The sequence below is a fragment of the Flavobacterium luteolum genome (assembly GCF_027111275.1).
Lineage (GTDB): Bacteria > Bacteroidota > Bacteroidia > Flavobacteriales > Flavobacteriaceae > Flavobacterium > Flavobacterium luteolum.
In genome coordinates this window covers 1,269,734-1,285,774 of the sequence record NZ_CP114286.1, presented here as the reverse complement: position 1 = coordinate 1,285,774, position 16,041 = coordinate 1,269,734, and the positions used below count along the sequence as shown (strand labels likewise).

The following is a 16,041-nucleotide window of genomic DNA, read 5'->3' as shown; positions in this document are numbered from 1 at the left end:
TTTTGAAGGAGTAAATGTAGTGGATTTTGTTATTTTTTTTGAATTGATTTGAATTTAATTATTAATGGAATCACTGTTATTGAAAGTAAAAAAGATGCTATAAAGGACACAACTAAATTTCCAATGTTCAGAGCTTTTGGATTTATTATGAATCTCGTGAATAAAATTGCTATTGTAAACAAAATCGCAGAAATCCAATAAAGTTTGTTGATTGAGGTTTGAGAAGTAAATTTTGTTGGAAGCTTAATGAAAATTATTAATAGGATAATAGTTCCAATTAGGGTGCTTGAATGCTGAGCTATTTTCCATAGCGGAATTTCATTTCCAAAAATTGGAATTGTGTTTTGTAAAGTTTCAATGTGGTTGACAAAAAAGCCATGTTTATGTGTAAAAGCATCCCAAAAAATATGAGAGAATATTCCAATTAATAAAGAAATTAAGACGATAAGCCAATTTCTTTTAAAATAAATATTCCAATTAAAATCTGTGAAAACTAGAATTCTGTTTTTTATGAATGACGGTAGATTTTCAAATAAAAGATTTCGGGTTAGATTGTGAAAGAGAAAAGTTAGCAAAAGGGCAAGAGGTAAATCAAACCAAAAAATACCATTTAAAGTATGACTATAATCGCTTTTAACTTTCATTCGGAGAAAATATTCAAAATCAGGAGTTAAGCTTCCGATTATTAATGCTGTTATTGAAAACCATGATTTTGGTAAATATCTCAAGGGAAGAATTATTGCAGGATGGGAAAAAGTGAAGGGCATTGAGTTGGTTTTTTAATTTTGATTAATAAATTAAATGTAACAAAAAAAGCAGAACCTAAGTTCTGCTTTTACTTTTCAAAATATTTATATTATTCTACTTCTGTTTTTATTGTGATAGGAAGGTTATATGCCGTTCTCACTGGTTTTCCGTCTAGAATTCCTGGAGCCCATTTCGTTTTTAATGATTTTAAAACTCTAATGGCTTCTTTTCCCATTCCGTAACCTGGATCATTTTTAACAATAATGTCGGTGATCGATCCGTCTTTTTCAACGACAAAAGAAACATACACTCTTAGTGTTTTTTCTACGTCAAGTTCTGGTCTATGGAAATTGTTTCCAACGTACTTGTAAAACTGAGCAATTCCACCTGGGAATTCTGGAAGTTTATCCAAAATCGCAGTAGAAACAGGATCATTGCTTGGTGGTGCAACCGAAGCAACTTCGCCATTTCCTCCGCCTCCTGTTGTAGGTAAGGTATTAGTGGCAGTTCCTGTTCCAGAAGCATTTTCTACAACTGGTGCATTTTCTGTATTAGGAGCGATTTCCTTAACAGCTTCTTTTGTTGTTACTATTACAGGATTGGTTAGTTGAACCGCTTCTGTTTGGCTTGCTGCAGTTTGTTCAACCATAGGCGCAGGCGGGGCAGGTGGCGGCGGTACAACAGTTGGATCAACGTGTACAATTGTAGGTTCGTAAATCCTAGGTTCTGGTTCGACTTCAACAGACGAAGTCTTTAATTTGCTAATAAGTACAGGTGCACTTCCTAAAGCCGTTATTAACAATAAACCCATAAAGAGAGCTGTAACAGAATTTTTGGAATTCTCCTGGCGTAATTGATATGCGCCATATTCTTTGTTTTTGTTCTCGAAAACAAGATCGGTCCACTTGTTTTCATAAATGCTTAATTTAGACATAATTTTTGGGTTTTAAGGTTAAGTAACTTTAAATCATACGCAGAAAAGGTTTAGGTTTGAGCTAACAACGTAAATGTTGTAGTTTTTAATGTTTGTCAAAATGTATTATTTTTAAGAATAAATATGAGAATAATTTATTCTTTGATTAAAGATAATAAATTATCTATTACGTTCGATAATTTCGGCTAATAATTTTTTAGCGCGCAAAAGTTTTACTTTAACGCTGCTTAATGGTTCGTCAATCTTAGCAGCAATTTCCTGATAAGACATTTCCTGAAAATAACGAAGCTGAATTACTTCTTGATAATGTGGTTTGAGTTCTTTGATGCATAAGAGCAGACGGGAAAGATTCTGTTCTTTAATTAAAGCATCTTCTGCAGATGGAGTAGGATCGGCAATGTTGTATGCCTGCTGATCTTCGTTGTCTGTGATTTCTATAAAAAGATTGGTTTTCTTTTTTCGAAGTAAATCTATATAGACATTTTTTGCAATGGCAATAAGCCAGGTGTTAAACTGAAATTCTGAGTTATAAGAGGCTATTTTGTCAAAAGCCTTAGAGAAAGTTTCTATTGTAATATCTTCTGCGGTGGTTTCGTTTTCGGTACGTTTGAGCATAAAAGCATACACCTCATTCCAATAATGATCTAATAAAAAAGTAAAGGCGATCTGATCGCCTTTTTTTGCTTTTTCTATTTTAGAATTTATTTCCAATATACCGGTTTTGAAAAGATATTAGTTATAAAGATATTAATTTGCGTTAATATAAGCGCTATCTCAACAACTGGAAACCAAATTTTAATATCTTTTTCTTTTAATTTTCCTGCTGAACATCCAATTACGATCCATACAACAGTATAGCGAGTTGCTAAAATTGCCAGTACAGCGATCCATTGAAATTGAAATGCTAATAATATAATAACTAATATAAAGAAGAATAATTGTGAAAGGAAGAATAATCCCAGTTGCATTTTATCAAAAAACTTATAATGCTCTGCAGTAGAAATATGTCTTCTTTTTTGAGTAAACCATTCTTTGTATGTTTTCTTAGGTTCTGAATAAGTAAAACTCTCAGGTGTATAAGAAATAGTAGTGTTGGTTTTATTGGCTGCCTGATTAATGAACAAATCGTCGTCGCCAGAACGAATCTGGATGTGGTCAATAAAGCCATTTACATTAAAGAATTCTTCTTTTTTATAAGCAAGATTTCTGCCGACTCCCATGTATGGAAGACCCATTTTTGCCCACGAAAAATATTGAATCGCAGTTAAAATTGTTTCGAAACGAATGATTTTGTTTAGGAATGAACGCTCTACTTTTTCGTAACCTCCATAACCTAAAACGATTGTTTTATTCATGGTAAATTGCGAAGCCATAGAAGTAATCCAATCTTTAGAACTCGGAAAACAATCAGCATCTGTAAAAAGTAAATAATCTTTTTTAGCAGCTTTTATTCCAAGTGTTAAGGCGTATTTTTTGTTTCCCCAAAATGCTTCGTTATTTTCAACTTTTACCAAACGGATATTAGAAAATTCTTTTTCAAATTCTTCAAAAACCTCAAGAGTTTCATCGCTGGATGCATCGTCAATTAAGACAATTTCAAAATCAGGATAATCTTGCTGTGCCAAAAGCGGAATATATTTTTTTACATTCTCTTCTTCGTTTTTAGCGCACACAATTACAGAAACAGGAAGATTTTTAGGCTTCACATGCTGAGGTTTGGCAAATGCAAATTTTCCAAAAACTCCGAGATAATAAAAAAGTTGAACTGCAACTACAGCAATAAAAAAGTAAAATATGTATATAAGCATCTGATTTATTTGATTCTATTAATTTCACGTTTTGCGACTGCAAATGTACTTATCAATTCGCTAAATTCAATAGCTAAAACCGATTTACTTTCGGCATTTCGACATTTCTTTTGCAACAGCAATAGACTGAGGGTTTTCGGTTTTTTCCAATTCCGAAATTATGTTTTTGTAATTATGGTCGTCTCGATTTTGGGAGAGTTTTTTGGTTGCTTGAATTTCTTCAATTTCTACTTCAAAACCAAATATTCCTCGGGCTTCACGCATTGTTTTTTCAGATAAATCTTCAACACGTACAGGATTTTTAGAATTTACTTCGTATTTGTCTACAAGCTTTTTTAATTGTTCTACCGAAGTTTCGTAATCAACAATCTTGATTTTTCCATAAACATGTACGGCTATATAATTCCAAGTCGGAACATTTTCATGATCATACCAAGAAGATGAAATATAACTGTGCGGACCAGTAAATACAGCCAAAACTTGGTCATTTGCCACAAAACCTTCTGCTTGCGGATTTAATTTTGAAATATGTCCTTGCAAGATTTCTTTTCCATCAGCATTCAATTCCAATTCTATCGGAACATGCGTTGCACATAATTTTCCGTTAGTTTGATTAATCAGGATTCCGAAACTATTTTCTTTTAGAAAAGCTCTTATTTCTTCCTGATTTTCGTTTTTGTATAAATCTGGTGTATACATTTTCTGATGTTTTATTTCGTTTGTCACATTGAGCGTAGTCGAAATGTTTTACTCTTTGAATGGACTTCGACTCCGCTCAGTCTGACAATGAATTCCAAATTTGTCAGAGTTGGTGAAGTTTATGTTTTAAATCACATTCACTTCCGCTTCGATTTGAATGCCGAATTTTTCAAAAACTGTTTTCTGAACTTCTTTAGAAACGGCTAAAATTTCTTGCCCTGTTGCGTTTCCGTAATTTACCAAAACTAAAGCTTGATTTTTATGAACTCCTGCATCTCCAAAACGTTTTCCTTTAAAACCTGCTTGTTCAATTAGCCATCCTGCTGGAACTTTTACTTCAGTTTCTGAAACTTCGTAGAATTTCATTTCTGGAAATTTCTGGTGGATTTTCTCAAAATCAGATTTCAATAAAATCGGATTTTTAAAGAAGCTTCCGCTATTTCCTAATTCTTTCGGATCAGGAAGTTTGCTTTGTCTGATGGCAATTACAGCATTGCTAACATCTTTTAATGTTGGCTCTGTAATATTGTTTTTAGCCAATTCTGCCAAAATATCTCCGTAAGAGGTGTTGATTTTATGATTACGCTTAGTCAGTTTAAAAATAACCGAAGTAATGATATATTGATCTTTTACTTCATGTTTGAAAATGCTTTCGCGGTAGCCAAAATTACATTCGACATTGTCGAAAGTTTTCATTTCCTGAGTTGCAATATTCATGGCTTCGCAAGAAACAAAAGTGTCTTTTATCTCAGTTCCGTAAGCGCCAATATTTTGCACTGGAGTTGTGCCGACATTTCCTGGAATAAGAGACATATTCTCTAATCCTCCAAAATTATTGTCAATGGTCCAAAGTACAAAATCATGCCAAGTTTCTCCAGCTTGACTTTCGACCCAAACAAAATCGTCGTCTTCTTTAATTATTTTTTTGCCTTTTAAGTCGATATGAATAACCAGCGCCTCAATATCTTTTGTTAAAAGCATATTGCTGCCACCGCCCAAAATGAATTTTTTCTCGTTTTTGTTTGCTGTTAAAACTGTTTTCAATTCATCAATCGAATGAACTGCAACAAATTGTTTAGCACTGGCTTCAATGCCGAAAGTATTATATTTTTTTAAAGAAAAATTGGATTGGATTTCCATAAATAAAAAGGCTTTTTAACTTCCGAAACTTCGGAAAAATTCTGAGATCAAAAGTAACGATAATAATTTATTTGAGTAGATTTTCTATAAAAAGACTTTTCTCTAGATTTTATTTTATTGCTTCAATAAATCGCTGCATTTCTTTCATTGTACCAATGGTAATTCTGGTCCATTTTCCGTTTTCTTCATAGATTTTTGTTCCTTGTATATTGTGGGCTTCCAATTGCTTGAAGAAATTTTTTTTATAATTGTCTAAAGAAAAATAGATGAAGTTTGCGTGCGAAGGAATGCACGTTAAATTAAGTTTAGTAAGCTGGTCGATGGTATATTTTTTTACTTCTTCATTTGCCGCGTGTACTTGTTGAATGAATTTATCATCATTCAACGACGCCATCGCCGCAGCTGTTGACACTACACTGATAGACAAATTTGGAGAAGATTTTAAAGCGCTAAGTCCTTCAATTGTTGCCGAAGATGCAACGGCGTAGCCTATACGAGCACCGGCCAGACCATACATTTTTGAAAAAGTTTTTGTAATGATTAAGTTTTTATTTTCAATTACGAGATTACTTAATGATTTTTCTTTTGTGAAATCAAGATATGCCTCATCCACAAAAACAATTGCTTTTTTTGAAGCCTCTTTTACAAAAGAAACCAGTTGCTCATAATCGCAAATTGTTCCTGTCGGGTTATTGGGATTACAGATATAAATCATTTTTGTATCAGAATCAATTGCTTTTAGCATTGCAGTTAAATCATGTTTTTTATCGATAGTTAGCGAAACTGTGATTTTTTTCAAACCTAATTTCTCAGAAGGAAATGCCCAATAATTAAAGGTTGTTTCGGCCAGTATAAAATTGCCTTTTTGTAAAGCAGTATATTGAAGAACTAAGTCTAGAATTTCTGTCGAGCCCGCGCCAAGTAAAATATTCTGGTTTGAAACATTGTTTTTTGTAGCAATAAGTGCAATTAATTCGTCTGAAAGATTCCAGCCATATCGATTACTTTTATTGATGATTTTTTGCATGGCAGCACGAGCAAGTGGAGAAGGTCCGTAAGGATTTTCATTTGATCGTAATAATATGGGTGATTCGTCTAAATCTGGAAGAATATATGTTTCTGGTGTAGTATTTGCGAATGTTTCAAATTGGCAGAGGCCTAATCCAACTGCACCTAAACCTATTTGTTTTAACCAGTTTCTTCTATTGCTCATATTACTCAAGAATTAAATTAGACAATTTATTTTAGTAATATGTCGTTGAGTTTCAATAAAAGTTACGATGTAGTTTTTACCGCAAAGACACAAAGTTTACGCAAGGTGCGCTAAGCTTTGTGTTCTTTGCGTAGATCTTAGCGAACTTTGCGGTTAAATTATTTTTTAGAATCAATCAATTCATGATATTTCTCTGAAATGACTTTCATATTAATAACATAATTTGCGTTTTCTTCCACGAATTTTCTATTCCGAATAATAGTCTGATTTCGATATTCAGAATTCTCAAAAGACCAAATTAATTCTTCGGCCAGCATTTTGATATTATCAATTTCAATTAACTGACCATTCTCTCGATGAGTGATCCAGCTTTGGTTGCCAGGAATAGCTGAAACTATAGGATAACATTTGCATGCCATTGCTTCAAATAAAGATGCCGAAACGCCTTCGGTAATTGGCATACTGATATAGATATTCGATTGCTGTAATAATTTTGGAAGCTCTGTATTTAGGATTCTTCCTGTAAAAATCACTTTCTTCTCTATATCTAATTCTTTAGCCAAATCTTGCAAAAATTGCAGTCTTGTTCCGTCTCCGACAATTGTAAGCGTGAAGTCAATTCCCTTTTGATGTAAAATTCCAAAAGATCTTAAAATAGAATCATGTCTGTATTCTGGCATAAGCGACCGCGTTACGATTGCTTCAATTTTGTCTGAAGTATTTGTTGAAGGTGTAAACAGGGATAAATCAATTCCTTTTGGAAGGACTAGAACCTTGTTCATGTCAACGCCAACTTCTTTCATGTGAATGGTCATAACAGGTCCCCAAGCATGAATTAAGTGTGCTTTTTTGAAAGCATATTTCTGAATGAATTTTTTAAAAGGGTATAATTTAGATTCCTCTGGCCATAAATCGGTTCGGCCTTGCTGAGCAATCGCAATAGTTTTAGATCCAGATAATGCGGCGAGAAAACCATAGCTGGTGGTTCTTTCTGCAATCACCATGTCTGGTTTCTCTTTTTTAATGATTTTTCGAATAGAAAGAGGAGAGAAAAGGTACTCTAAAATGCGTTTGAATCTATAATTGTTTGATGTTTGAAGTTCCCACGTGATAATTTCAAAATCGCCAAATTCTTTTAAACCTTTTATCCAGGTTATAGCATCGGCACGATAAGATTCTCCAAGAAAGAGTATTTTCCTTTTCATTTAATTGTTGCTTTTTTTTTGCCACAGATTAAAAGATTAAAAGGATTCTTGCTGTTGCGAAAAATTAATCTGTGCAAATCTGTGAAATCTGTGGCAAATAAAACTAAAATTCTTCAGTATCTAAAGCTCGGTTTATAAATTCATTTAGAGGTTTTAGAGCAATCAATTTCTGGCTTGTCTTTTTCACGAAGTCTTTTTGGGTAACTTCGGAGATGTCGTATTTTTGAGTTGCGGTGAAACTTTTCAGTTTTAAAAACTCAATTGCAGGATGATCTTTTTCGTAACCGCGAGGCATGCTTTTAAGTGAATTGTTTTCGTTGATGTCTAAACTTCCGAATTCTTTTTTGAAATCCTTATTGTTTAAGATTTCCTGCAAATCATCATAGAAAAAAGCAATTTCTTTACGAACTTTTTTCAAATCTTCAGATTCAGGAGAATAAAATCCGCCTGCTATAAAACTGGCGCCTTTTTCAATATGCACATAATATCCAGCGCGGTTTAAACCTTTGGTTCCGCCAGACATCCAGATTCCTAAATGCGCTTTGTAAGGAGATTTGTCTTTAGAAAAACGAATATCACGATTAATTCTAAAAGTACAGTTTTTAACTTCTAATAATTCTAAAGAAGGATCAAGCGGTTTCATTGCATCTAGAAAATCGTTTACCAATTGATGGTAGTCTTTCTTGAAAACTTCATATCGTTTTTTGTTTTCCTGAAACCATTCTCGGTTATTGTTCTTTTTTAAATCGTCTAAAAATTGCAATGATTCTTTCGCTAACATATTTCTTATAGATTTTATTGCAGTTATTTTTTAAGTTTTTTGTTTAGGCTAATTTAATGATTTCTATTTTGGAATTGATTCTAAAAGCTGATACAAATTATATCAATTTTTAAGGAATCGGATAAAATCACAAATTAAATATCTTATAAGTCTGATGTGTCGATTTTACAATCGCTTCGGTTCTTTCAGGATGAGTATCTGAGATGAAAAGCTGTCCAAACGTTTCACTATTTACCATTTCTACAATTTTGGCAACACGGGTTTCGTCTAGTTTGTCAAAAATATCATCAAACAATAAAATAGGTTTTACGCCACTTTGCTTTTTTAGAAATTCAAATTGCGCTAGTTTCAAAGCAATCAAAAAAGATTTTTGCTGTCCTTGCGATCCGAATTTTTTTATCGGATGCGAATCAATTTCAAAAGATAAATCATCTTTATGAATTCCCACACTGGTATATTGAAGTGCGCGATCTTTATTGATGTTTTCTTGTAAAAGCGCTAAAAGATCTTTTTCAAACAAATGACTTTCGTAAACGAGCTGTACACTTTCTTCCGATCCGGTTATTACTTGATGGTGCTTATTAAATATAGGTATAAACTGTTCCAGAAAATCTTTTCGTTTTTCAAAAATAGACTTTCCGTAACCATTTAATTGTTCATTATATATAGATAAGGTGTCGTTGTCGAAAACATGATTTAAAGCAAAATATTTTAAAAGAGCATTTCGCTGCGTAATTACTTTTTGATATTGAATGAGTTCGTGCAGATACGTGGAGTCTAATTGTGAAATTACACTATCCATAAATTTACGGCGCGTTTCGCTTCCTTCAATAATCAAGTCACGATCTGCGGGCGAAATAATTACTAGCGGAATAAAACCAATATGATCTGAAAATTTATCATACGCTTTTCCGTTTCGTTTTAGCACTTTTTTTTGCCCCTTTTTTAAACTGCAGACAACTTGTTCTGTTCTCTCATTTTTTTCGAGTTCAGCATCAATAACAAAAAACTCTTCACCGTGTTTGATATTTTGTACTGCCAACGGATTAAAATAGCTTTTTCCATATGCTAAATGGTAAATAGCATCGAGCACATTGGTTTTTCCAATGCCGTTTTTTCCAACAAAACAGTTGATTTTGATGTCGAAATCAAAACTTGCCTCTGAAAAGTTTTTGTAATTGAATAATGAGATTTTGTTTAAATGCATTTTTTAGAGACTCCAAGTATAAAAATTGCTGTTTTTGAGCAGTAAAAATTTGAGGGTGCAAATTACCGAAAATTATCGATATAATTGGCTTTGGAGGTGTTTCAAACTGATTTATTTTAGCGCTTTCGCGAAAGGACAAGCGAAATGCAAAAATATTTTTTTTAAAATAGTGATAAAATTGAAATTTTTTACCTCAGTTTCAATAAAAATTTTATTTTTGCCGTTCACTAAATAAATTTTAAATGGCAACTTACAATAAAAGAGGATATAAGACACCAAAAGAAAAGGAAGTAAAAGAAGTTACTGAGGAACAACAAGTAATTATTGACGAAAAAGACAGTACTACAGCTGGCGTTTTCTCAAAATTAGATGAGACAGCTTCAAAAACTGAGGACTGGGTGGCTAAAAATCAAAAAATCATTATTGGTTTAGTTGCTGGTATTGCAGTTGCAACAATTGGATATTTGGCTTACCAAAAATTCATTGCAACTCCTAAGCAAGAAGAAGCTGCAAGTGAAATGTTTGTTGCACAGCAAAACTTTGAAAAAGCTGTAAACGGTGTTTCTAGCGATTCATTATTCAAATTATCATTGAATGGTTCTGAAGGTAAATTCGGATTTATTAAAATTGCTGACGAATATTCTGGAACAGATGCTGGAAACTTAGCAAACTACTATGCTGGTATCGCTTACTTAAATACTGGTAAATTTGATGAGGCAATTAAATATTTAGGTGAATTTAAATCTGAAGATGTAATCTTAAGTGCTTTGGCAAAAGGTGCGACAGGAGATGCTTATTCTCAAAAAAATCAGCAAAAAGAAGCTTTAGATTTTTATGTAAAAGCTGCTGAGTCTAACAAAAACGATTTTACAACGCCTCGTTTCTTATTAAAAGCTGGAAAAACTGCTTTAGCTTTAGGACAAAAAGAAGATGCATTGAAATATTTTAATGACATTAAAGATAATTACGACAGTACTCCAGAAGCAGCATCTGTTGATGCTTTGATTGGATTAGCACAATAATTATACTATTTGAGTTCAGTTTTTAGATTTTAGATTCGTATTTTAGCAGTCTGAAATTTAATAACAAAAATAGTACAGATGGCTACTGAAAATAAAAATCTATCAGAATACGATAAAAACACAATCCCAAACGCGAAAGACTTTCGGTTTGGGATTGTTGTTTCTGAATGGAATGATACTATAACAGAAGGACTTTATAATGGTGCTTTTGACGCTTTGGTTGATTGCGATGTTCCTGCACAGCAAATTATCCGTTGGAATGTCCCAGGAAGTTTTGAGCTCATCTATGGAGCTAAAAAAATGCTTCAGACTCAAAATGTTGATGCGGTTATTGTAATTGGATGTGTAATTCAAGGAGAAACAAAACACTTCGATTTTGTTTGCGAAGGTGTTACGCAAGGAATCAAAGACTTAAATGTTCAAACCGATATTCCAGTTATTTTCTGTGTATTGACAGATAATAATATGCAACAGTCAATTGACAGAAGCGGAGGAGCTCACGGCAATAAAGGAACTGAAGCAGCAATTGCGGCAATCAAAATGGCATATATTCGCCAGCAGGCTTCAATAGCGCACGTTTTTAATCAGCCGTTATTGACATCAGGTGCGATTCAAATTGAAGATTCGCCGAAGAAAATAGAAAACGAATAAGCACGTTTGTTTTAAAAAATATTAAAACCTATACTGTTAAATGTATAGGTTTTTTTTATGTTTTTTTTGTGATTGTCTTAAGTTATGTCAAGTTCAGAATTATATTACATTTGAATTGATCTTTAATTTACTTTCTATGAAAAAATATTTACTTTACGCTTTTGTTTTATGTTTTGTTCAAAGTTATGCTCAGAAAAAAATCAATGAAAATTTGAAAAGGGAGCTCGATTCAATTATGAAATCTGATCAGATTCTTAGGGAATATATCAATTTTGATACTTCTGAGGGTCGAAAACAAGAAATAGTAAAAGAACTGGGACGTGAAAATGATCCGAATTTTAGAAAAGGAATTTGGCTTGAAATGAAAAAACGTGATTCTCTTAACTTGATTAAGATTGAAGAAATTATTAAGCAGTATGGTTATCCAGGAAAAAGTTTAGTTGGCGAACCAACCAATATTGCGGCGTGGTATGTTATTCAGCACAGTTCAAAAATTGGAGAATATTTGCTAATGATTGAGCAGGAAGCTAAAAAAAAGGAAATCCCTTTTACCTACTTTGCTAAAATGCAAGACCGCTATCTAACACAACAAGGAAAGGAGCAGATTTATGGAACGCAGGGTCAGATGAAACAAATAACAAATAAAGAGACAGGAAAAAAAGAGTTTTTCAATTATGTTTCTCCAATTCAAAATCCTGCTAAAGTTAACGATCGTAGAAAGAAAGCAGGTTTTACAACCACAGTTGAAGAAAATGCAAAAGTAATGGGAATGGAATACAAGGTTTATACCTTAGATGAAATCAAGAAGATGAACTAGTTTTTTTGTGTCTAACCCGCAATCATTCTGTTTTATAGATTGTTGTGGTTTTTGTTTTTTTTATGATTGTTCTTGTTCTAAAAGCCAATCAAAATTCACTAAATTTGTACTTCTTGGTTTGCAAAAACCTAATCTAAACTTTAAAACTATTATTGCTTAATGTCGAGTATTATTCAATTGCTTCCTGATCACGTTGCTAACCAAATTGCTGCTGGAGAAGTGGTTCAAAGACCAGCTTCAGTTGTAAAAGAATTGTTAGAAAATGCTGTTGATGCCAAAGCAACTGATATCAAATTAATTATAAAAGATGCTGGTAAATCGCTGGTACAAGTTATCGATAATGGAGTCGGAATGACCGTTACTGATGCTCGTTTGTGTTTTGCGCGCCATGCAACTTCCAAAATTCGTCAGGCCGAAGATTTATTTTCGCTTGGTACAAAAGGTTTCCGTGGAGAGGCCCTGGCTTCGATCGCTGCAATTGCGCACATGGAAATGAAAACAAAACAAGATCAAGATGAACTAGGAACGCATATTGTAATTGAAGGAAGTAAATTTGTTTCGCAGGAAGTGGCAGTTTTGCCAAAAGGAACATCATTTGCCGTTAAAAACTTATTTTTTAATATTCCCGCTCGACGTAATTTCTTAAAGTCAGATACAGTTGAATTTCGTCACGTAATGGATGAATTTCAGCGTGTGGCATTGGCGCATCCAAATATTCATTTTAGTTTTTACCATAACGGAAGCGAAATGTATAATCTACCAGCAGCAGGATATCGTCAGAGAATTGTTGGTATTATGTCAGGGAAAACAAATGAAAAATTAGTTCCAGTAAATGAGGATACAGAAATTATAAATGTTCAAGGATTTGTTTGCAAACCTGAGTTTGCAAAGAAAAATAGGGGAGAGCAATTCTTTTTTGTAAATGACCGATTTATAAAAAGTAGTTTTCTGCATCATGCGGTTATGTCTGCTTATGATGGATTGCTGAAAGATGGTTCTCAACCAAGTTATTTCCTGTATCTGCAGGTTCCGCCAAATACAATTGATATCAATATTCATCCAACTAAAACAGAAATTAAGTTTGACGATGAGCAGGCTCTTTATGCTATTTTAAGAGCATCAATAAAACATAGTTTAGGGCAGTTTAATGTTGCTCCAGTTTTAGATTTTGATCGCGATGCTAATTTAGATACGCCATATCATTATAAAGATGTAGAAGTGGGGATTCCAACCATTCAGGTTGATGGAACTTTTAATCCTTTTACAGATGATAAAACCAATCAGCATTATAGCAAAGGGGCTTCGGGATCATCTGGATATAGTTCGGGTTCTTCTTTTTCGTCTTCATCAGGATCATCATCTTCTGGATCGTCGTATTCTGGTTTTTCTAAGAGAGTGGAACCAACTGCAAGTTGGGAAAGTTTGTATGTTGGGTTAGATGTTGAAAATCCAGAAAGCATAGAAAGTTCGCCTTTTACATTTGAAAATGAAGAAGTGACTTCTTCTTTATTTGATGATGAAGATCTCGAACAAGCAACGCAGAAAACGTATCAAATACATAAAAAATATATTGTATCGCCAATAAAATCAGGAATGATTATTGTGGATCAGCAGCGTGCACATCAGCGAATTTTGTACGAACAATTTTTGTTGAATATGACCGTAAATCAAGCTTCTAGTCAGCAGTTGCTTTTTCCTTTAGATTTGTTTTATTCGGCTTCAGAAATGAAACTGATTGAAGAATTGAAACCTTCTTTGGAAACTACTGGATTTGTTTTTGACGAAAGTAAAACAGATCACGTTGTAATTTCTGGAATCCCTGTAAATATTACGGAAAGTGAAGTTTCGCAGGTAATTGAACAATTATTAAGTGATTTGCAAGACGGAATTCCAGCAAACAGCTACAGTCAGAACGATACAATTGCCAAGTCGATGGCTAAAAGTTTAGCGGTTAAAACAGGATCTTATTTAACCGAAAAAGAACAAGATAATTTGGTAAACGGTTTGTTTGCCTGCAAAGATCCAAATATTTCACCTTTTCAAAAACCTACCTTCATTACCATGCGTGTTGAAGATATAGATAAAAAGTTTGCTTTATGATGAATATCACGCCAGTAGTTAAACAACTGCTAATTATTAATATTATATTTTTTATTGGCTCTCAGTTAGTGCCAGTTTCTTATGACTATTTAATGTTGTATTATCCTGAAAGTGATAATTTCAGGCTTTGGCAGATTATTACGCATATGTTTATGCATGCGCCATTGCCAAACTTTGCTCATATTCTATTTAATATGTTTGCATTATACAGTTTTGGTTCGGCTTTAGAGCATTTTTGGGGAGGAAAAAAATTCTTGTTTTTCTATATCTCTTGTGGTTTAGGAGCGGCATTGCTTCATACGGGTGTAAATTATTTTCAATTGCAATCTTTTTTAAGTTCGGTTTCTGATTTAAATTTATCTAAATCGGAATTGCATACGATTTTGAATGCGAATTATTCTTCTTTGTTTGACGCTAGCGGAAGAATGGTTCAGGGTGAAGTTGCAACAATCTTAAATAAAGCGCATTGTACACAAGAACAGTTTAATGCTTTGGCGCAAGCTAGTGGTATTGTTCAGTCACCTGTTTTGGGAGCTTCTGGCGCAATTTATGGTTTGCTTACAGCTTTTGCATTTATGTTTCCAAATGCTCAGTTGGCGCTATTGTTTATTCCTGTTCCAATCAAGGCCAAATATTTTGTTCCTGGAATTTTAGCAATCGATTTGTTTTTAGGTTTTAAAGGAAGTTCTTTGTTTGGAAGCGGCGGAACTGGAATTGCACATTTCGCACACGTTGGCGGTGCAATTGCTGGCTTTTTAATGATGTTGTACTGGAAAAAAAATCAGTTTAATAACAACCGTTGGAATTAATTTTTAACTTTAAAGTACGAATTCTAAAATAGAAGAATTTTTATGAATATTCTAGACGATTTAAAATTACAGTATAGATTGGGTGGTATCGCTATGCGAGTTATGTATTGGAACATAGCATGTTTTATTGTATCGCTTATCTTTTTCTATCAATTTTCAGTAGGTCAGTTTGCTTTTCCGAACTGGTTGGCTTTGTCGTCAGATCCTCAGGTTTTTATGTTTAAACCTTGGACTTTTTTAACGTATGCGTTCTTTCATGACGGATTTTTTCATCTGTTATTCAATATGATGGTGCTTAATTTTGCAAGTACCTTATTCTTGACTTATTTTACTCAAAAGCAATATTTAGGATTATATCTTCTAAGCGCTCTTTTCGCAGGAGTAGTTTTTGCGCTGAGTTTTTATTTTTCTAATATCAGCGGTTCTATTGTCGGAGCTTCTGCTGCTATTATGGCTATTTTGGTGGCCGCAACAACTTATTCTCCTTTAATGAATGTGCGATTATTTCTCTTCGGAAATGTGAAACTTTGGCACATTACTGCTGTTATTATAATTTTAGATTTAATGCAGTTTCGTCTTGGAAATATGGGTGGACACATTTCACATCTTGCTGGTGCTTTCTTCGGATTTGCCTATATTAAATTGCTTCAGAATGGCACTGATTTAAGTATCATTGTTTCTAAAACGTTAGATTTCTTCGTAAATCTTTTTAAAAAATCTCCTACGACCCCATTTACAAAAGTTCATAAAAATTACAGAAAACCTACAGAAAAAACTACGTCAAGAATTGTTACGAAAGATAAAACGCAACAGCAGATTGATGAGATTTTAGACAAAATAAGCCAGTCAGGATATGATTGCCTGACAAAGGAAGAAAAAGAGTTTTTATTTAAAGCTGGAAAATAAAC

At 33.3% G+C, this 16,041-nt stretch carries 16 protein-coding genes; 6 read left to right on the top strand and 10 right to left on the bottom strand.

The genetic code is table 11. The features are described 5' to 3' along the window. Positions 1-29: 29 nt before the first annotated feature. The 10 genes from OZP10_RS05325 to recF form a co-directional block, all read right to left on the bottom strand. Positions 30-767 (bottom strand): DUF4184 family protein, encoded by a 738-nt coding sequence (locus OZP10_RS05325; RefSeq protein ID WP_281633813.1) that lies wholly within the window; start codon positions 765-767, stop codon positions 30-32. A gap of 89 nt (positions 768-856) precedes the next feature. Then, positions 857-1,681, bottom strand: coding sequence for an energy transducer TonB (locus tag OZP10_RS05320; RefSeq protein WP_281633812.1), 825 nt, complete (start codon positions 1,679-1,681; stop codon positions 857-859). Positions 1,682-1,840: 159 nt separating this feature from the next. After that, entirely contained in the window at positions 1,841-2,392 is a 552-nt protein-coding gene (locus OZP10_RS05315) for an RNA polymerase sigma factor (protein ID WP_281633811.1), read from the bottom strand. Then, the gene (locus OZP10_RS05310; RefSeq protein ID WP_281633810.1) at positions 2,383-3,489 is read right to left on the bottom strand and encodes a glycosyltransferase; all 1,107 of its coding nucleotides are present in this window, start codon (positions 3,487-3,489) and stop codon (positions 2,383-2,385) included. Before OZP10_RS05310 ends, OZP10_RS05315 begins: the two co-directional genes overlap by 10 nt. Before the next feature lie 84 nt (positions 3,490-3,573). Next, complete coding sequence (locus tag OZP10_RS05305) at positions 3,574-4,188, bottom strand: FMN-binding negative transcriptional regulator (RefSeq protein ID WP_281633809.1); 615 nt, start codon at positions 4,186-4,188, stop codon at positions 3,574-3,576. A 126-nt stretch (positions 4,189-4,314) separates the two neighbouring features. Next, positions 4,315-5,328, bottom strand: coding sequence for a UDP-N-acetylmuramate dehydrogenase (murB, locus tag OZP10_RS05300; RefSeq protein WP_281633808.1), 1,014 nt, complete (start codon positions 5,326-5,328; stop codon positions 4,315-4,317). A gap of 109 nt (positions 5,329-5,437) precedes the next feature. After that, the gene (locus OZP10_RS05295) at positions 5,438-6,541 is read right to left on the bottom strand and encodes a pyridoxal phosphate-dependent aminotransferase (protein ID WP_281633807.1); all 1,104 of its coding nucleotides are present in this window, start codon (positions 6,539-6,541) and stop codon (positions 5,438-5,440) included. A 158-nt stretch (positions 6,542-6,699) separates the two neighbouring features. Further along, entirely contained in the window at positions 6,700-7,746 is a 1,047-nt protein-coding gene (locus OZP10_RS05290) for a glycosyltransferase (RefSeq protein WP_281633806.1), read from the bottom strand. 103 nt (positions 7,747-7,849) lie between these two features. Further along, on the bottom strand, positions 7,850-8,527 hold the full coding sequence (locus tag OZP10_RS05285) for a DUF2461 domain-containing protein (protein WP_281633805.1): 678 nt from the start codon (positions 8,525-8,527) through the stop codon (positions 7,850-7,852). 127 nt (positions 8,528-8,654) lie between these two features. Next, positions 8,655-9,734, bottom strand: a complete 1,080-nt coding sequence (recF, locus tag OZP10_RS05280) for a DNA replication/repair protein RecF (RefSeq protein ID WP_281633804.1) — start codon at positions 9,732-9,734, stop codon at positions 8,655-8,657. Between the two features lie 242 nt (positions 9,735-9,976). Here recF and OZP10_RS05275 point away from each other — a divergent pair, with 242 nt between their 5' ends. The 6 genes from OZP10_RS05275 (at position 9,977) to OZP10_RS05250 (ending at position 16,039) form a co-directional block, all read left to right on the top strand. After that, a complete protein-coding gene (locus OZP10_RS05275) occupies positions 9,977-10,756 on the top strand; it encodes a tetratricopeptide repeat protein (protein ID WP_177212178.1) in 780 nt (259 codons plus the stop codon). Between the two features lie 78 nt (positions 10,757-10,834). Then, the gene (ribH, locus tag OZP10_RS05270; RefSeq protein WP_177212179.1) at positions 10,835-11,407 is read left to right on the top strand and encodes a 6,7-dimethyl-8-ribityllumazine synthase; all 573 of its coding nucleotides are present in this window, start codon (positions 10,835-10,837) and stop codon (positions 11,405-11,407) included. A gap of 136 nt (positions 11,408-11,543) precedes the next feature. After that, positions 11,544-12,224, top strand: a complete 681-nt coding sequence (locus tag OZP10_RS05265; RefSeq protein ID WP_281633803.1) for a DUF6624 domain-containing protein — start codon at positions 11,544-11,546, stop codon at positions 12,222-12,224. A 159-nt stretch (positions 12,225-12,383) separates the two neighbouring features. Further along, positions 12,384-14,324, top strand: coding sequence for a DNA mismatch repair endonuclease MutL (gene mutL / locus OZP10_RS05260; RefSeq protein ID WP_281633802.1), 1,941 nt, complete (start codon positions 12,384-12,386; stop codon positions 14,322-14,324). Further along, positions 14,321-15,133: a rhomboid family intramembrane serine protease gene (locus OZP10_RS05255; protein WP_281633801.1), complete on the top strand. Its 813-nt coding sequence runs from the start codon at positions 14,321-14,323 to the stop codon at positions 15,131-15,133. Before mutL ends, OZP10_RS05255 begins: the two co-directional genes overlap by 4 nt. A gap of 42 nt (positions 15,134-15,175) precedes the next feature. Continuing rightward, the gene (locus tag OZP10_RS05250) at positions 15,176-16,039 is read left to right on the top strand and encodes a rhomboid family intramembrane serine protease (RefSeq protein WP_281633800.1); all 864 of its coding nucleotides are present in this window, start codon (positions 15,176-15,178) and stop codon (positions 16,037-16,039) included. Positions 16,040-16,041 lie beyond the last annotated feature (2 nt).

Coding starts and splice junctions, on each gene's coding strand:
- OZP10_RS05325 (WP_281633813.1), bottom strand. CDS start 767: ATGCCCTTCACTTTTTCCCATCCTGCAATAATTCTTCCCTTGAGATAT.
- OZP10_RS05320 (WP_281633812.1), bottom strand. CDS start 1,681: ATGTCTAAATTAAGCATTTATGAAAACAAGTGGACCGATCTTGTTTTC.
- OZP10_RS05310 (WP_281633810.1), bottom strand. CDS start 3,489: ATGCTTATATACATATTTTACTTTTTTATTGCTGTAGTTGCAGTTCAA.
- OZP10_RS05305 (WP_281633809.1), bottom strand. CDS start 4,188: ATGTATACACCAGATTTATACAAAAACGAAAATCAGGAAGAAATAAGA.
- murB (WP_281633808.1), bottom strand. CDS start 5,328: ATGGAAATCCAATCCAATTTTTCTTTAAAAAAATATAATACTTTCGGC.
- OZP10_RS05295 (WP_281633807.1), bottom strand. CDS start 6,541: ATGAGCAATAGAAGAAACTGGTTAAAACAAATAGGTTTAGGTGCAGTT.
- OZP10_RS05290 (WP_281633806.1), bottom strand. CDS start 7,746: ATGAAAAGGAAAATACTCTTTCTTGGAGAATCTTATCGTGCCGATGCT.
- OZP10_RS05285 (WP_281633805.1), bottom strand. CDS start 8,527: ATGTTAGCGAAAGAATCATTGCAATTTTTAGACGATTTAAAAAAGAAC.
- recF (WP_281633804.1), bottom strand. CDS start 9,734: ATGCATTTAAACAAAATCTCATTATTCAATTACAAAAACTTTTCAGAG.
- OZP10_RS05275 (WP_177212178.1), top strand. CDS start 9,977: ATGGCAACTTACAATAAAAGAGGATATAAGACACCAAAAGAAAAGGAA.
- ribH (WP_177212179.1), top strand. CDS start 10,835: ATGGCTACTGAAAATAAAAATCTATCAGAATACGATAAAAACACAATC.
- OZP10_RS05265 (WP_281633803.1), top strand. CDS start 11,544: ATGAAAAAATATTTACTTTACGCTTTTGTTTTATGTTTTGTTCAAAGT.
- mutL (WP_281633802.1), top strand. CDS start 12,384: ATGTCGAGTATTATTCAATTGCTTCCTGATCACGTTGCTAACCAAATT.
- OZP10_RS05255 (WP_281633801.1), top strand. CDS start 14,321: ATGATGAATATCACGCCAGTAGTTAAACAACTGCTAATTATTAATATT.
- OZP10_RS05250 (WP_281633800.1), top strand. CDS start 15,176: ATGAATATTCTAGACGATTTAAAATTACAGTATAGATTGGGTGGTATC.